The sequence below is a fragment of the Mycobacterium sp. MOTT36Y genome (assembly GCF_000262165.1).
GTDB lineage: Bacteria > Actinomycetota > Actinomycetes > Mycobacteriales > Mycobacteriaceae > Mycobacterium > Mycobacterium intracellulare.
The window spans coordinates 3,192,329-3,208,739 of the sequence record NC_017904.1 but is presented as its reverse complement, the minus strand read 5'-3'; the positions used below and the strand labels follow the sequence as shown (position 1 = coordinate 3,208,739).

At 70.4% G+C, this 16,411-nt stretch carries 15 protein-coding genes; 7 read left to right on the top strand and 8 right to left on the bottom strand.

What is annotated here, in order from left to right; genetic code table 11:
* Positions 1-17: 17 nt before the first annotated feature.
* The 4 genes from W7S_RS14530 to W7S_RS14515 are packed head-to-tail and all read right to left on the bottom strand — an operon-like array spanning position 18 to position 4,765.
* Entirely contained in the window at positions 18-1,808 is a 1,791-nt protein-coding gene (locus tag W7S_RS14530; protein WP_014711873.1) for a glycoside hydrolase family 15 protein, read from the bottom strand.
* Positions 1,801-3,498 carry a GMC family oxidoreductase gene (locus W7S_RS14525; protein WP_014711872.1) on the bottom strand — a complete coding sequence of 566 codons (1,698 nt, stop codon included), beginning with the start codon at positions 3,496-3,498 and terminating at the stop codon, positions 1,801-1,803. Before W7S_RS14525 ends, W7S_RS14530 begins: the two co-directional genes overlap by 8 nt.
* Positions 3,498-4,241 carry a gluconate 2-dehydrogenase subunit 3 family protein gene (locus tag W7S_RS14520; protein WP_014711871.1) on the bottom strand — a complete coding sequence of 248 codons (744 nt, stop codon included), beginning with the start codon at positions 4,239-4,241 and terminating at the stop codon, positions 3,498-3,500. Before W7S_RS14520 ends, W7S_RS14525 begins: the two co-directional genes overlap by 1 nt.
* Before the next feature lie 17 nt (positions 4,242-4,258).
* A complete protein-coding gene (locus tag W7S_RS14515) occupies positions 4,259-4,765 on the bottom strand; it encodes a hypothetical protein (protein WP_009953465.1) in 507 nt (168 codons plus the stop codon).
* A gap of 466 nt (positions 4,766-5,231) precedes the next feature.
* Between W7S_RS14515 and W7S_RS14510 the strand changes: the two genes are divergently transcribed.
* Positions 5,232-8,279 carry an acyl-CoA synthetase gene (locus W7S_RS14510; RefSeq protein WP_085976446.1) on the top strand — a complete coding sequence of 1,016 codons (3,048 nt, stop codon included), beginning with the start codon at positions 5,232-5,234 and terminating at the stop codon, positions 8,277-8,279.
* Positions 8,276-8,491, top strand: coding sequence for a Trm112 family protein (locus tag W7S_RS14505; RefSeq protein WP_014711870.1), 216 nt, complete (start codon positions 8,276-8,278; stop codon positions 8,489-8,491). Before W7S_RS14510 ends, W7S_RS14505 begins: the two co-directional genes overlap by 4 nt.
* On the opposite strand, the gene W7S_RS14500 is transcribed toward W7S_RS14505, so the two are convergent.
* The 4 genes from W7S_RS14500 to W7S_RS14485 form a co-directional block, all read right to left on the bottom strand.
* Positions 8,457-9,080: a TetR/AcrR family transcriptional regulator gene (locus tag W7S_RS14500; protein WP_014711869.1), complete on the bottom strand. Its 624-nt coding sequence runs from the start codon at positions 9,078-9,080 to the stop codon at positions 8,457-8,459. The two genes, W7S_RS14505 and W7S_RS14500, sit on opposite strands and share 35 nt — an antisense overlap.
* A gap of 14 nt (positions 9,081-9,094) precedes the next feature.
* Entirely contained in the window at positions 9,095-9,913 is an 819-nt protein-coding gene (locus W7S_RS14495) for an ABC transporter permease (protein ID WP_081490112.1), read from the bottom strand.
* A complete protein-coding gene (locus W7S_RS14490; RefSeq protein ID WP_014711867.1) occupies positions 9,847-10,611 on the bottom strand; it encodes an ABC transporter ATP-binding protein in 765 nt (254 codons plus the stop codon). Before W7S_RS14490 ends, W7S_RS14495 begins: the two co-directional genes overlap by 67 nt.
* Positions 10,612-10,686: 75 nt before the next feature.
* Positions 10,687-11,967: an ammonium transporter gene (locus W7S_RS14485; RefSeq protein WP_014711866.1), complete on the bottom strand. Its 1,281-nt coding sequence runs from the start codon at positions 11,965-11,967 to the stop codon at positions 10,687-10,689.
* Between the two features lie 96 nt (positions 11,968-12,063).
* On the opposite strand from W7S_RS14485, the gene W7S_RS14480 reads away from it, so the two are divergent.
* The 5 genes from W7S_RS14480 to W7S_RS14460 all read left to right on the top strand — a co-directional run bounded on the left by W7S_RS14480 (position 12,064) and on the right by W7S_RS14460 (position 16,402).
* Complete coding sequence (locus tag W7S_RS14480) at positions 12,064-12,708, top strand: DNA-3-methyladenine glycosylase (RefSeq protein ID WP_014711865.1); 645 nt, start codon at positions 12,064-12,066, stop codon at positions 12,706-12,708.
* A gap of 93 nt (positions 12,709-12,801) precedes the next feature.
* Positions 12,802-14,073 (top strand): tyrosine--tRNA ligase, encoded by a 1,272-nt coding sequence (gene tyrS / locus W7S_RS14475; protein ID WP_014711864.1) that lies wholly within the window; start codon positions 12,802-12,804, stop codon positions 14,071-14,073.
* 99 nt (positions 14,074-14,172) lie between these two features.
* Positions 14,173-14,547, top strand: a complete 375-nt coding sequence (locus W7S_RS14470) for a DUF732 domain-containing protein (protein WP_014711863.1) — start codon at positions 14,173-14,175, stop codon at positions 14,545-14,547.
* A gap of 28 nt (positions 14,548-14,575) precedes the next feature.
* Entirely contained in the window at positions 14,576-15,376 is an 801-nt protein-coding gene (locus tag W7S_RS14465) for a hypothetical protein (protein WP_014711862.1), read from the top strand.
* Between the two features lie 18 nt (positions 15,377-15,394).
* On the top strand, positions 15,395-16,402 hold the full coding sequence (locus W7S_RS14460) for an HAD-IIA family hydrolase (protein WP_014711861.1): 1,008 nt from the start codon (positions 15,395-15,397) through the stop codon (positions 16,400-16,402).
* Positions 16,403-16,411 lie beyond the last annotated feature (9 nt).

Sequence of the window (16,411 nt, the reverse complement as noted above, 5' to 3'; positions counted from 1 at the left end):
CGGTGTCGGGCACCCGATCAGTCATGGTGGGCGGCGTCGTCGGTGAGGGTGGCGGTGCATTCCAGCATCAGCGCGTGCGCGAACGCCTGGGGGAGGTTGCCGCGGAGCTGGCGCTGCTGCACGTCGTATTCCTCGCAGAACAGACCCGGCGGCCCGCAGGCGGTGCGGTTGCGTTCGAACCATCGCATCGCGCAATGGGCATGGCCCTGTTGGTGTTCGGCCAGCGCCATCATGAACCCGCAGAGCAGGAACGCTCCCTCGGCGTCGCCGAGGTCGCGTTCGTCGTGCCGGAAGCGGTAGACGAACCCGTCGTCGGCGAGTTCCCGGCGAACGGCGTCCAGCGTGGCGATGGTCCGCGGGTCGTCGGCGGGCACCGCCCCGCGCACCGGCGGCAGCAGCAGCGATGCGTCGACGCCCGTCTGCCCGGGGCTGCGTTGCCAATACCCGTGCGGGTGTAGGCTTTCCGACGCGGTCTCGGCGAGGATCGCGTCGGCCAGCGGAGCGCACGCGGCCACCTCGGGACCGGCGCCGGCCAGCTTCGCGACGGCGCGTAACCCTCCCACACAGGCCAGGCGTGACTGCGTCCAGCGCTCGTTGTCGATCTCCCAGACGCCGGCATCCGGTTCGCGCCAACGCTTTTCGATGGCCTTGATCGCGGTCTGCGCCGCGCGCCAGCCGTCGGCGTCGAGCCGGTCGGCGGCGCCCGCCTTGGCCAGCAGCTGCAGCGCCTCGCCGAAGGCATCCAGCTGGAATTGCTGATTGACCCAGTTGCCGATCTTGTCGGCGCCGCCGGGATAGCCGGGCAGGTCGAGCGTTTCCTCGCCGGGCACGGCACCGCCGGTGACCGTGTAGGCGGGCTTGAGGTTCGGGCCGTCCTCGAGCAGCCGGGCGCCGACGAACTCCACCGCCCGGTCGAGCAACTCGGTCGTGCCGACGGCGGCGGCGGCCATGCCGGCGTACACCTGGTCGCGGATCCAGGAATAGCGGTAGTCGTAATTCTGGTTGGAGTGCGCGCGTTCGGGCAGGCTCATGGTGGCGGCGGCGACCATGCCGCCGCCGCTGCTGGTCAGTCCCCGCAGCACGGCGTAGGAGTTGCGCCCGTCGCGCGGAGCGATGGTGCAGCTCAGCTCGGGCACGCTGCGCTGCCAGGCCGCGGGGGTGGCCTCCCAGGCCAGGTCGGGGTCCGGGGGCTGGTCGGGCAGTGCGTGTTCGGACAGTTCGAGCACCAGGTCGTGGTGCTGGCCCTCCTCGAGCGTGATCTCACAGGTGAGCAACTCGCCCTTCTCCTGGGCGGCCCGGACGGGGCGCGCGTCGCAACCGGCCTGCCAGCGCCAGCGCAGCGGCCCCGAGCGGGCGCTCCACACCCGGTCATGAACGGTCGCCTTGCCGGGGCCGTGCCGGCCGAATCCCGCACTCGGCGCCAGCAGCACCCGCACCCGAGCCGTCCCGCGGCAGCCGGTGAGCCGCCGCAGCAGCACCACCCGGTCCGGGTCGCCCGGAAAGGCCAGCGCGTCACGGCATTCCACGATGCCGTCGCGGGTGGTCCAGCGGTTGCGCCAGATCAGGCTGCCCGGCTCGTAGTAGCCGCCCCAGACGTGCCGCACGTCGGTCGGGGTGACGGCGTAAACCCCGCCGCCGCCAATGAGATTGGAGAAGACCGCGTCGGAATCCCAGTGCGGGGCGCACATCCACGCCACGTCGCCCTGCGGACCGATCAGCGCGCCCCGTTCGCCGTCGGCGAGCAGCGCATACTCGCGCAGCACGCGGGGGGCGAAGGTGGTCGCGGTGTCGATCTTCAGGTCAGCCACGGGCTCCCGCCTTCGACCCCCGCCCCACGCCGGTATCGATCTTTCCGGTGGCCATTCGTTCGGCGAGCCGCGAGGCCAACGCCATGATCGTCAGCGCGGGATTGGCGGAACCCTGGGTGGGACACACCGAGCCGTCGGCGAGGAACAGGTTCGGCACGCCCCAGACCCGGTGATCGGAGTCGACCACCGAATTCTGTGGCCCGGTGCCCATGCGGGCGCCGCCGATCAGGTGGGCGAAACGCTCGATGGTCAGCACGTCCTGGGCGTCGGCGGCGTGCAGGATGTCGCCGATCACCTTGGTGGAGTAGGCCATGTTGGCCTTGTCGTTGTCGCAGAGCGTGTAGTCGAACCGGGCGACCGGGATGCCGTAGGGGTCCTTCTCTTCGGCCAGCGTCACCCGATTGTCCGGCAGCGGCAACAACTCGTTGAGCACGCCGACGGTCGCCCAGTGGTTGTAGTCGCGCATGTACTCGCGCAGGGCGCGGCCCCAGTGCCCGTCCGCCATCACGTGTTCGGCCCAGCCGATGGGCATCGGCGACACCGTCTGGATGGAGAACCCGCGGGCGAACCCGCGAGAGAGGTCGGTCTCGTAGAACTGTTCGGAGCTCACCTCCGGGGGAGGCGCCTTGTACATCCGGACCTCCTCGGACCAGCGGCCCGCGGACTGGGTGGCGCCCTGCACCATCACGTAGCGCCCGACCTGATCGTCGTTGTTGCCCAACCCCTTCGGAAAGCGCTCGCTCACCGAGTTCAACAACAGGCGCGGTGTTTCGATCGAATACCCGGCTACGGCAACCACTTTGGCGCGCTGCAACCGTTCTTTGCCGCCCACCTCGTCGTAGTAGACCACACCCCGCGCCGCGCCCGTCTCGTCGAGTTCAACGCGCGAGGCCATGCAGTTGGCGCGGATCTCCACGTCGTGGGCCAGCGCGTCGGGAAGGTGCGTGACGTACGGGCTGGCCTTGGCGTTGACCTTGCAGCCCTGCAGGCAGTAGCCGCGGTAGATGCAGTGCGGGCGGTTGCCGAACGTGCCGTTGACGATGCCGACGGGCCCCACCCGCATCTCGATGCCGAGCTTGAGCGCGCCCCGCCAGATTTTGGCTGCCGCCCCCGAAATGGGATGCGGGGCAAAGGGATAGCGATGCGGGTCGCCCCACGGCCAGTTCTGGCCGGCCACCGGCAGCTCGAGCTCGACCTGCTCGTAGTGGGGTCGGATGTCCTCGTAGCGCAGGGGCCAGTCGGCGCCCACCCCGTCGAGGGTGTGGGTCGCGAAATCGCTGGGGTGGAACCGCGGGGTGTAGCCGGCGTAGTGCACCATGGAGCCGCCCACCCCGCGCCCGGAGTTGTTCTTGCCCAGCTCAATTGGGTCGTCTCCGCCGATGATGCGCTTCTGGGTCCAGTACAGCGCGTGGGAGCCGGCCTCGTCGGACACCCAGTCCTCGTCGGGGTGCCAGAACGGGCCGGCCTCGAGGATCACGACCCGCCAGCCGGCGCGCGCCAGCCGCTGCGCCAGCACCGAACCACCGGCGCCGGCCCCGACGACCACCAGGTCGACCTCGTCGTCGTCGCGGTAGCGGCGCATGGTCTTTTCGCCGGGCAGGTCGCGCGAGTGCACGTCGAGCAGGAACCGCGAGTCGTTGTCCTTGGGTCCGACGGCCCCCTTGAGCAGGCCACGCCAGAAGTCGCCCATCACACCTCGCCGTTCTGCACGACCTGCACGGGGTCTTCGTCGGTGGCGCCGGGCATCTCGTACGGTTCACGCGCGGCGTCGGGCCCGGTGGCGCCGCCCAGGCGCATGAACCCGCGCGGGTAGGCGGGGCCGCCGAACCCGATCTCGTTCCAGGCCCACGGGTGGGAGTAGAAGCCGGACAGCGTCATTCGCATGCACACCGACCAGGCGCGCTTGACGTTCAGGTTCTCCCAGGCACCGCCCTCCAGCTCGCCCTGCGAGAACTGCCCGACGATCTGTTCGCGGGTTTCGGTCCCGGCGGCGGCGAAGGAGGATGCGCCGTATCTGGCGGCGGTCTCGTCGAGCCCGCGCAGCACCAAGCGCCACGTGTCGCGGTCGTCGGGCATGTCCGCGTACTGGTAGCCGTCGAGGCGCCCGTCGGCGAGCTTGGAGTCGACCGATTCGGCCGCCGGGACGCGCGGCTCGTCGTCCTGCGCGAGCACCGTGTCGCAGAACGCGCGCAGGCACGGCTCCTCTTCGGCGGTGAAGAACCGCAGGGGGCCGGGAGGTTCGAGCCGGGCCAGCACCACTTTCCTGGTGGCCTCGTCCCAGGTGCCGGCGGTTTCCAGCACGTCGAAATCGGGGTAGCGCCCGATCATCTGCGGCGTGGTGCCGCGGCGCTGCTTGGGCAGCCAGGACGGGTGCGGCGGCTTGCCGTCGGGGCGCAGGTTGGGCAGGTGGTCGGGGCGTGAGGTGTCAGCCATCTCAGTGATCCCGATGCCTAACCCCGGAACCGTTCGCGGCGCAGGATCGACGCCAACAGCCCCATCCCGCCGACCATGCACATCAATCCCGGCGCCGCGATCGGCGGGCCCATGGGCACGTTGTAGGACGCGTGCTTCCATCCGCCCGGCTTGCGGGCGACCCCGCGCGCGTGCAGGTATTCGCCCATCAGACCGTTGGCCGTGTAGATGCCGGCGGTGATCGGGAGCCACAGCTTGGCCCAGCGCCGCGAGAACACCCCCCCGACGCCGGCGACGACCACCGGCGGCGTCACCACGATCGGGCTCCACATCCACTTGTTGCCGAAGCTCGCCTTGTAGTGCTCGAAGTAGATTTCGGCCGTCGTGACGAGCGCCGCAACGGCGGTCAGCCCGGACAGCGAGCGTTCGAAACGACCGTGTGCGACGTCGTACAGCGCCCGCTCGGCCAGGTGCGAGACCTCGCCCAGCCCGTCACTTCCGGCGGTGCGGCCTTTGCGCCGTCCGCCGTTGCCGAGCAACAACATGTGAATCCCTTCTGCGCGTGCGTCGTGCCGGGTCACCGGCCCGGGCTGGTTTCCTGGGTGAGTCGTGGGGTGCGCAGCGGCACTGCGCTGGGGTGTGCCGTGACCGTGCCGGCCGAGTACGTCCATCGCGTCATGCGGTGACCTCTCCTTCGGGCTGGAAGGAACGCGGTCCGGCGGTCTCATAGCGCCCAGCTGTGGATTTCAACCGAAACGGTCGCGACGACGCGTCGTGACCGAAGCGCATCGACTGCGTACCCCGTGCCCTGCCGCACAAACTGGCGCGCAGGTGATTCACAGCGAGCCACCAGGCGGGGCGCCGGTGGCTAACGACCTACCGCCGCAGTGCACCCCGAGTCGTCGGCCGAAGCCGACGGCGAGCCACCGCCTTTCCAGCGGAGCTCGGGTCTGTTCGCACGGCGCCCGCCGCCGCCGGATCGGTGTAACCACCGCCCTTCTAGCTGCCCAGATGTGCCATGATGTCCAAGCTGTCAAGACTCAGGGAGCAGCAGTGGATGTCAATCTTTCGATGGTCACACGACCGGTCGCGCGGCTGATCGCTACCGCGCAGAACGGGCTGGAAGTCTTGCGACTGGGGGGCTTGGAAACCGGCACGGTGCCGTCACCGTCCCAGATCGTCGAGAGCGTGCCGATGTACAAGCTCCGGCGGTACTTCCCGCCGGACAGTCGGCCCGGCCAATCGCCCGTCGGGCCGCCGGTGCTGATGGTGCATCCGATGATGATGTCCGCCGACATGTGGGACGTCACCCGCGACGAAGGCGCGGTGGGGATCCTGCACAGCCGGGGGCTCGATCCCTGGGTCATCGACTTCGGCGAACCCGACAAGGTCGAAGGCGGCATGCGCCGCACGCTGGCCGATCACATCGTCGCGCTCAGTCAGGCCATCGACACGGTCCGGGACACCACGGGCAGCGACATCCATCTGGTCGGCTATTCGCAGGGCGGCATGTGGTGTTACCAGGTCGCCGCCTACCGGCGTTCGAAGAGCCTGGCCAGCATCGTCACCTTCGGCTCCCCGGTCGACACACTGGCCGCCTTGCCGATGGGCATCCCGGCAAACTTCGCCGCGCCCGCCGCCAACTTCATGGCCGACCACGTCTTCAGCCGGCTGGCCATCCCCAGCTGGATGGCGCGCACCGGCTTCCAGATGCTCGACCCCCTCAAGACCGCCAAGGCGCGGGTCGACTTCGTCCGCCAGCTGCACGACCGCGAGGCGCTGCTGCCGCGCGAGCAGCAGCGGCGCTTCCTCGAACGCGAAGGCTGGATCGCGTGGTCCGGTCCCGCGATCTCCGAGCTGCTCAAGCAGTTCATCGCCCACAACCGGATGATGACCGGCGGTTTCGCCGTCAACGGACAGATGGTCACCCTGACCGACATCACCTGCCCGGTGCTGGCCTTCGTCGGCGAGGTCGACGACATCGGCCAGCCCGCCTCGGTGCGCGGCATCCGGCGCGCGGCACCGGACGCCGACGTCTACGAATCCACCATCCGCACAGGGCATTTCGGACTGGTCGTCGGGTCCAAGGCGGCCCAACAAAGCTGGCCGACCGTCGCGGAATGGGTGCGATGGCTGTCCGCCGGCGGCGACAAGCCCACCAGCATCGCGCCGATGGCCGACCAGCCCGCCGAGCACACCGACAGCGGCGTGGCGCTGAGCTCCCGGCTCGCGCACGGCATCGGGGAGGCCTCCGAGGCGGCGCTGGGCATGGTCCGCGGGGCGGCCAACACCGTCGTCGCGGCCAACAAATCCGTGCGCACCCTGGCCGTCGAAACGGCCCGCACGCTGCCGCGACTGGTCCGGCTGGGGCAGATCAACGACCACACCAGGATCTCGCTGGGCCGCATCATCGAGGAGCAGGCGCACGACGCCCCGCAGGGCGAATTCCTGTTGTTCGACGGGCGGGTGCACACCTACGAGGCGGTGAACCGGCGCATCAACAACGTCGTCCGCGGCCTCATCGAGGTCGGGGTGCGGCAGGGCGACCGGGTCGGCGTGCTGATGGAGACCCGGCCCAGCGCGCTGGTGGCCATCGCCGCGCTGTCCCGCCTGGGCGCCATCGCGGTGGTGATGCGGCCCGACGCCGACCTGGCCGCCTCGGTGCGGCTCGGAGGAGTGACCGAGATCCTCACCGACCCCACCAACCTCGACGCGGTGCTGGAGTCGGACGGGCAACTGCTGCGGCAGGTGCTGGTGCTCGGCGGCGGCGAGACGCGGGACCTGCACCTGCCCGAGGACTCCGACGAGCAACCCCAGGTCATCGACATGGAACAGATCGACCCGGACGCCGTCGAGCTGCCCGGCTGGTATCGGCCCAACCCGGGACTGGCCCGGGACCTGGCGTTCATCGCGTTCAGCTCGGCCGGCGGCGAGCTGGTGGCCAAGCAGATCACCAACTACCGCTGGGCGGTCTCGGCGTTCGGTACGGCCTCGACGGCCGCCCTCGATCGCCGTGACACCGTGTACTGCCTGACGCCGCTGCACCACGAGTCCGCGCTGCTGGTCAGCCTGGGCGGCGCGGTGGTCGGCGGCACCCGGATCGCGCTGTCGCGCGGCCTGGACCGGACCCGATTCATCCAGGAGGTGCGCCAGTACGGCGTCACCGTGGTGTCCTACACCTGGGCCATGCTCGGCGAGATCCTCGATAACCCGGCCGATCCGCCCTTCGTCCTGCACGGCAACCACCCGGTGCGCCTGTTCATCGGCTCCGGCATGCCGACCGGGCTGTGGGAGCGTGTCGTCGAGGCGTTCGCGCCCGCTCACGTCGTCGAGTTCTTCGCCACCACCGACGGGCAGGCGGTGCTGGCCAACGTGTCCGGGGCCAAGGTCGGCAGCAAGGGCCGCCCGCTGCCGGGCGCCGGGCGCATCGAGTTGGGCGCCTACGACACCGAACACGACCTGATCCTGGAAAACGAGCGGGGCTTCGTGCAGATCGCCGAACCCAAACAGGTCGGGGTTCTGCTCGCCGCGTCCAACGGCCCGATCGATCCGAGCGCCTCCGTCAAGCGCGGGGTGTTCGCCGCCGGCGACACCTGGATCTCGACCGAGTACCTGTTCTACCGCGACGACGACGGCGACTACTGGCTGGCGGGCCGGCGCGGCTCGGTGGTGCGGACCCCGCGTGGGCTGGTCTACGCCGAGCCGGTCACCGACGCCCTGGGTTGCATCAACGGCGTCGACCTCGCGGTGACCTACAACGTGCCCGTGCGCGACCACGAGGTGGCGGTGTCGGCGGTGACGCTGTTGCCGGGCGCCTCCATCACGGCGGCCGACCTGACCGAGGCCTTCGCCAAGATCCCGATCGGGCTGGGGCCCGACATCGTCTGCGTGGTCCCGGAGATGACGCTGAGCGCGACCTACCGCCCGACCGTCAGCGCGCTGCGGGCCGCCGGGATTCCCAAGGCGGGACGGCACGTCTGGTACTTCGATGCGGAGACCGAGCACTACCGGCGGCTGACTCCCGGAGTGCGTGCCGAACTGAGCGGCGCGCGGTCATGATCGACGACGCGCTGCTGAACATCCTGGTGTGCCCGGCCGACCGCGGCCCGCTGGTGCTGATTGGCGACGAGTTGCTCTACAACCCCCGGCTGCGCCGCGCCTACCGGATCGAGGACGGCATCCCGGTGCTGCTCATCGACGAGGCCCGCGACGTCGACGACGACGAGCACGCCCGGCTCATGGCGCAAGGCCCTCCGGCAGATCCCCAGTGAGGTAGCGCTGCAGGTTGGGGGCGATGGTTCGCGCGACCTGCTCGGCCGGCAGCGACGCGAACGGCTCCAGTTGCAGGATGTAGCGCGCCATCACCACACCCACCAGTTGCGACGCCACGAATTGGATGCGAATCATTCCGCTTCCCGGCGGATCGTCCACGCGGGCACCGACTTCGACGGCGATCACGTCCTGAATGAACGCGCGAAACAGGTTGATCTCCGACCCCGCCAGGATCGAGCGCAGCGTCGCGATGAACGCCGCGCCGATCTCGGAATCCCACAGCGGCAACAACATCGACGGAATCCGGTAGCCGAGCTCCTCGACGGGCACCTCGCGCAGCGGGCCGATGACGTCCATCGGGTCGACCGGGATGTGGACGGCCGCGGCGAACAGCTGCTCCTTGGTGCCGAAGTAATGGTGCACCAGCGCCGAGTCCACGCCCGCCGCGGCGGCCACCGCACGTATCGAGGTGTTACGAATACCATTGCGCGCGAACAGTTCCCGTGCACTGGCCAGAATCCGGTCGCGGGTGTCGGAGTTCCCGGCGGGCCGCCCCCGCCGGCGGCGCCCGGCGCTGGTGGCCGTCACTGGAGCCCTCGCCACTAGGCCGTCCGTCGCCGCAGCGTCGCCGCCGCCAGGCACAGCGCCGCCAGGGCGAAGCCCAACACGACGACGATGTCGCGCACCGCGATGAAGGTCAGTTCCGGGTGCGCGCCCACCTGTTGCAGGGCCTCGAGCGCGTAGCTGGCCGGCAGCACATTGCTGATCCATTGCAGCCAGTGCGGCATCACCGCCCGCGGCACGATGATGCCCGCCAGCAGCAGCTGCGGCACCATCACCAGCGGGATGAACTGCACGGCCTGAAACTCGGTGCGCGCGAACGCACTACACAACAGGCCCAGGCCGACTCCCAGCACGGCGTTGACGATCGCGATCACGAACACCCACAACGGGCTGCCCGCCGTGTCGAAGCCGAGCAGCCAGAACGACACGACGCACGCCAGAATGGCTTGCGCCGCAGCGGCCGTCGAGAACGCGGTGCCGTAGGCGATCAGCAGGTCGAGCCGGCGCAGCGGAGTGGTAAGGATGCGCTCCAGCGTTCCCGAGGCCCGTTCGCGTTGCATGGTGATCGCCGTGATGATGAACATCACGAACAGTGGGAACAGGCCGAGCAGGATCAGGCAGGCGTTGTTGAAGGGGGTCGGGCCGCCCGGGCGGTGCGGGGCGTTTTCGAACATGAAGTACATCAGGGTGATCACCAGGACCGGCACCAACAGGATCATCGCGACGCTGCGGTGATCGGCGGCAAGCTGGCGCAGGATCCGCGTCGTGGTCGCCGTATACCCGTTGAGCCCTAACCGGCTTCGCGCATGGTGCTGCGCTTGATGATGGACAGAAACGCGTCCTCCAGTGACGTGCATCCGGTGTCCTCTCGCAGTTGGGACGGGGTGGTGTGGGCGACCAGCCGGCCTTCGCGCATCAGCAGCAGGTCCCCGCAGTGGTCGGCCTCGTCCATCACGTGGCTGGAAACCAGCAATGTGGTCCCCGCGCGGGCCAATTCGGCGAATTGATCCCACAGGTCCGCGCGCAGCACCGGATCGAGTCCCACGGTGGGCTCGTCGAGCACCAGCAGATCGGGCTGGCAGACCAGCGCGCAGGCCAGAGACACCCGGGTGCGTTGGCCACCGGACAGGTTGCCGCACAAGGCCGTTCGGTGATCGGTGAGCCCGACCCGTTCGATGGCGGCGTCGGCGGCCCGGCCGTCGAACCCGTACAGCGTGGCGAAGTAGCGAACGTTGTCGACGATGCGCAGGTCGTTGTAGATGGTCGGGTCCTGCGGCAGGTAGCCGACGCGACGGCGCAGTTCGGCGCTGCCGGCAGGCTTGCCGAGCACGAAGACGCGGCCCGAGGTCACGATCTGGGTGCCGACGATGCATCGGATCAGCGTGGTCTTGCCGCAGCCGGACGGGCCGAGCAGGCCGGTGATGCTGCCCGCCGCGATCCGCACGGAGAAGTCGTGCAGGGCCGGGCGTTTACCGCGGATCACGCGCAGGTGCTCGATCTCTACCGCCGGCTCGGCCTGATCCGAGATTAATTCATCACGAGATGAACTCATCATGTGATGAATATTCGTCGCGCGCGGCCGCGCTGTCAAGGGGTCGCGGCATCCGGGCGTTCGCGGACCCGGGCGGGCCTAGTTGAAGCGCTCGCCGATCGCCGGGCGTCGCTGCGGCAGGTGCCCGTGCACGCCTTCGGCGTAGGCGGTTTCGGCGTGCTGGGTGAGGTCGGCGCCGGTGGTTTCGTCTTCGGTACTGAGCCGGAAACCCATCACCCGGTCGATCACCTTGGCGAGCACGAACGACACGGTGAACGCGTAGAACGCGACGACCGCGATCGCCAGCGTCTGCTTGCCCAGCTGGCCGACGCCGCCGCCGTAGAACAGGCCGCGCGGGCCCGCGGTCATGACCGCCGTGGCGAGCAGCCCGATCAGGAACACACCGACCACGCCGCCGACGAAGTGCACGCCCACCACGTCGAGCGAATCGTCATAGTTGAAGCGCAACTTCGCGCCCACCGCGAACGAACACACGACACCCGCCGCCAGGCCGACGACCGTCGCGCCGAGGGTGTTGACGGTCCCGCACGACGGGGTGATGGCCACCAGGCCGGCGACCACACCCGACGCCGCACCGAACGTGGTGGGCCTGCCGTCGCGAATCTGTTCGACCGCAAGCCAACCCAGCATGCCCAGACATCCCGCGACGAGGGTGTTGAGGAAGATGGCCGCGGCGGTTCCGTTGGCGGCCAGGGCGGAGCCGGCGTTGAACCCGAACCAGCCGAACCACAGCAGCCCGACACCGACGAACAGCAGCGGCAGGTTGTGCGGCCGCATGGCGTCCTTCTTGAAACCGATGCGCGGCCCGAGCACCAGCGCCAGCGCCAGCGCGGAGGAACCCGAGACGATCTCGACGACCAGCCCGCCCGCATAGTCGAGGACGCCCAACTTGGCCAGCCAGCCGCCCGGCCCCCAGACCCAGTGGGCGACAATCGAATACACGGCGATCGTCCACACCGGGACGAACACCATCCAGGCCGCGAACTTCGCGCGGTCGGCGATCGCGCCACTGACCAGCGCGGCCGTGATGATCGCGAACGTCAACTGGAACGTGGCATACAGCAATTCGGGCACCGCCGTGCCGTGCACCGTGTCGGGGGTGATGCCGAGCATCCCGAAATGCCTGAGGTTGCCGACGAGCCCGCCGGGCCCGTCCTCGGAGAACGCGAGGGTGTAGCCGATCAGCAGCCACGCCACGGTCACCAGCGGGATGGAGATGAAGCTCATCATCATCATGTTGAGCACCCCGGTGGTGCGGACCATGCCGCCGTAGAAGATCGCCAGGCCGGGGGTCATCAGCAAGACCAGCGCGGTGCTGGCCAGCAGCCACGCCGTGGCGGCCGGGTCTATCGCGTGCATGTCGGCCTCCTTCGGCTCCCGGACACCGGGATACTGCCATGTTCGGGCCGCCGGTAGGTTCGTTGGGTTACTGAAAAGAGGATTCAGGATCTTCAATTGGTCGAGGCTCGACGACGATCTCGCGCAAGCACGGCCGCGGCGCGGCTGTTGGTCGACCCGGTCGAGGCCGCGCGCCGGTTACTGGGCGCCACCCTCACCGCGCGGGGCGTGAGCGGGATCGTCGTCGAGGTCGAGGCCTACGGGGGAGTGCCCGACGGTCCGTGGCCGGACGCCGCCGCGCACTCCTACAAGGGCCTGCGCGCCCGCAATTTCGTGATGTTCGGGCCGCCGGGGCGGCTCTACACCTACCGCAGCCACGGCATCCATGTCTGCGCGAATGTCTCGTGCGGTCCCGACGGCACCGCGGCCGCGGTGTTGCTGCGGGCGGCCGCGATCGAGGACGGGACCGACGCCGCCCGGGCCCGCCGCGGCGAGCTGGTGCACACCGCGGCGCTGGCGCGCGGGCCGGGGAACCTGTGCGCGGCCATGGGAATCACCATGGACGACAACGGAATTGACCTGTTCGACGGCAACAGCCCGGTGACGCTCGAGCTGCACGAACCGCTGAGCTCGATGTCGGGCCCGCGGGTCGGTGTCAGCCAGGCCGCCGACCGGCCGTGGCGGTTGTGGCTTCCCGGGCGCCCCGAGGTCTCGGCGTACCGCCGCAGCCCGCGCGCGCCGGCCCCGGGGGCCAGCGACTGACCCACGGCGAACGCCGGGTCGCTGGGGGATAACGCCCCGGATCCGCGCCACAAGTCGACGCCCGCCGTCGGCGCTCTGGAAGACTCGTACACCATGATCCTCGACGAGCTGGGCTGGCGCGGCCTGATCGCGCAGTCCACCGACCTCGACGCGCTGGCGGCCGACGCCCGGCGCGGGCCGATGACGGTGTATGCCGGCTTCGACCCCACCGCGCCGAGCCTGCACGCCGGCCACCTGGTGCCCCTGCTGGCACTGCGCCGCTTCCAGCGCGCCGGCCACCGCCCCATCGTGCTCGCCGGCGGCGCCACCGGCATGATCGGCGACCCCCGCGACGTCGGTGAGCGCACCCTCAACGAGGCCGACACCGTCGCCGAGTGGACCGAACGGATCGGCGGACAGCTGCGACGCTTCGTCGACTTCTCGGATTCTGGGGACTCACCGACCGGCGCCGTCGTCGTCAACAACCTGGACTGGACGCGCCCGCTGTCGGCGATCGAGTTCCTGCGCGACATCGGCAAGCACTTCTCGGTCAACGTCATGCTGGACCGCGACACCGTGCGGCGCCGCCTGGACGGCGACGGCATCTCCTACACCGAATTCAGCTACATGCTCCTTCAGGCCAACGACTACGTCGAACTGCACCGCCGCTACGGCTGTCGCCTGCAGATCGGCGGCTCCGACCAGTGGGGCAACATCATCGCCGGGGTCCGGCTGGTCCGCCAGCAGCTCGGCGCCTCGGTCCACGCGCTGACCGTGCCGCTGGTGACCGCCGCCGACGGCACCAAGTTCGGCAAGTCCACCGGCGGCGGCAGCCTGTGGCTGGACCCCGCGCTGACCACCCCGTACGCCTGGTACCAGTACTTCTTCAACACCGCCGACGCCGACGTGATCCGCTACCTGCGCTGGTTCACCTTCCTGTCGGCCGACGAGCTGGGCGAGCTGGAGCAGGCCACGGCCGAGCGCCCTCAACAACGCGCCGCGCAGCGGCGGCTGGCGCGCGAACTCACCGTGCTGGTGCACGGCGAGGCGGCCACCGAGGCCGTCGAGCACGCCAGCCGGGCGCTGTTCGGGCAGGGCGAGCTGGACCGGCTGGACGAGGCCACGCTGTCCGCGGCGCTGCGAGAGACGTCGGTCGCCGAGCTCAAACCCGGTGGCCCCGACGGGATCGTCGACCTGCTGGTGGCCAGCGGGCTGTCCGAGAGCCGCAAGGCCGCGCGGCGCACCATCGGCGAGGGCGGTGTCTCGGTCAACAACGTCCGCATCGAAAGCGAGGAGTGGGCCCCGCAGCCGGCGGACTTCCTGCACGGCCGGTGGCTGGTGCTGCGCCGCGGCAAGCGCACCGTCGCCGGGGTCGAAAAGGTCTAGACCGCCCGGGCGCCGTAGCGCCTCCGCGAAACACGCGCGTGCACAGATCTTTACCCCACCGTGTCGTCGGCGTGACCCGAGGGGACCACTGTTGTCACGGTGATTTTCGCGACGCGTGTGCGGTCGACCGTCCTGCGGAGCCTGGGGGTGATCACGGGCCTGGTGGCGCTGGCCGCGGTGCTGTCGGGGGCGATGTCGGCGCCGATCCGCGCGGACATGCTCGGCAATGCGTTCCTGTCGGCGCTGACGAACGCCGGGATCTCCTATAGCCAGCCGACCGGCACCACGGCGATGGGACAGTCGGTGTGCCCGATGCTGTTCGAGCCCGGCGGGTCCTTCGACGCGGTGACGTCCAAGATGGCCGAGGGCAACGGCATGTCGTACGAGACGGCCGGCAGGTTCACCATCGTGGCGATCGCGACCTACTGCCCTGCGCTGATCGCGCCGCTCCTGGGCAACCGGCTGCCGAGTTAGGTGTGGCGCTGCCCGTATTCTCGGCAGCGTGGTCGACGACAGGCAGAGGCACCGCGGCGAGCGGAGGGCGCGGCCGGCATCCGGCAACTGGTCCGGTCCGGGCCGTGCGCGGCCGGCTCAGCCGCAGAGCGGCGCGCGCCGCGACGCCCAGGCCGATCGCGCCCCGCAGGACGGGCCGCCGATCCCGCCCGGCGTGGAAGCCAAGCAGCTGGCACCCGACGTCCGCCGAGAACTGAGCACCCTGGACCGCGCCACCGCCGACGCGGTGGCGCGCCACCTCGTCGCCGCGGGCGAGCTGCTCGACGAGGACCCGGAGGCGGCGTTGCGTCACGCCCGCGCGGCGCGGGCCCGGTCCAGCCGGATCGCCACCATCCGGGAGGCGGTCGGCATCGCCGCCTACCACTGCGGCGACTGGTCGCAGGCGCTGGCGGAGTTTCGCGCCGCACGCCGCATGGGCAGCAAGTCCGCGTTGCTCGCGTTGATCGCCGATTGCGAACGCGGACTTGGCCGTCCGGAGCGCGCCATCGAGCTCGCGCGCGGACCGGAGGCCGCCGAGCTGTCGGGTGACGACGCCGACGAGCTGCGCATCGTCGCCGCCGGGGCGCGCGCGGACCTCGGCCAGCTGGAGCAGGCGCTGACCGTGTTGTCCACGCCGCAACTGGATCCCAGCCGCACCGGCTCCACGGCGGCGCGGCTGTTCTACGCCTACGCGGACACGCTGCTCGCGCTCGGCCGGACCGACGAGGCGCTGCAATGGTTCCTGCGTTCGGCGGCGGCCGACGTCGACGGTGTCACCGACGCCGAAGACCGGGTCAGTGAACTCGGCTGACGCGACGGAATTGACGACGTGAAAACCCTTGCGCAGGAATACGATTGCCTGCTGATCGACCTCGACGGCACGATGTTTCGCGGCCGCCGGCCCACCGAGGGCGCGGTGCAGGCGCTGGCCGAGGTGCGCAGCCGCGCGTACTTCGTCACCAACAACGCCTCCCGCAGCGCCGACGAGGTCGCCGCGCACCTGAGCGAGCTCGGCTTCACCGCCGTCGCCGACGACGTCGCCACCAGCGCGCAAAGCGCCGCCCGGTTGCTGGCCGACCAACTGCCACAAGGCTCGCCGGTGTTGATCGTGGGCACCGAGGCCCTGGCCGGCGAGATCACCGCCGTCGGGCTGCGCCCGGTGCGCAGCTACGACGACGACCCGGCCGCCGTCGTGCAGGGCCTGTCCCAGACCATCGGGTGGCCGGAGCTGGCCGAGGCGGCGCTGGCCATCCGGGCCGGCGCGCGGTGGGTGGCCTCCAACGTCGACCTCACCCTGCCCACCGAGCGCGGGCTGCTGCCCGGCAATGGATCGTTCGTGGCCGCGCTGCGGGCGGCCACCGGCGCCGAACCCCAGGTCGCGGGCAAGCCCGCGCCCGCCCTGCTGCGCGGCGCGGCGGCCCGGGGCAACTTCCGCGCGCCCCTGCTGATCGGCGACCGCCTCGACACCGACATCGAGGGCGCCAACGCCGCCGAACTGCCCAGCCTGATGGTGCTCACCGGGGTCAACTCCGCGCGGGACGCGGTGTACGCCAAGCCCGCCCAGCGCCCCACCTACATCGGCCACGATCTGCGCTCGCTGCACACCGACGGCGAGCGGCTCGCGGTCGGCCCGCAGCCGGGCTGGCGGGTCGACGTCGCGGACGGGGCGGTCACGGTCCGCGGGGACGGGCCGGACGACGGGGACGGCCTGTCGATCGTGCGCGCGGTCGCCAGCGCGGTGTGGGGCGCGTCGGGGTCCGGCGCCGTGCGCATCGAGGCCGGCGACGACGAGGCGCGCGCCGCGCTGCAGCGCTGGTCTTTGGTGCGCACCGACTAACGTAGGAAC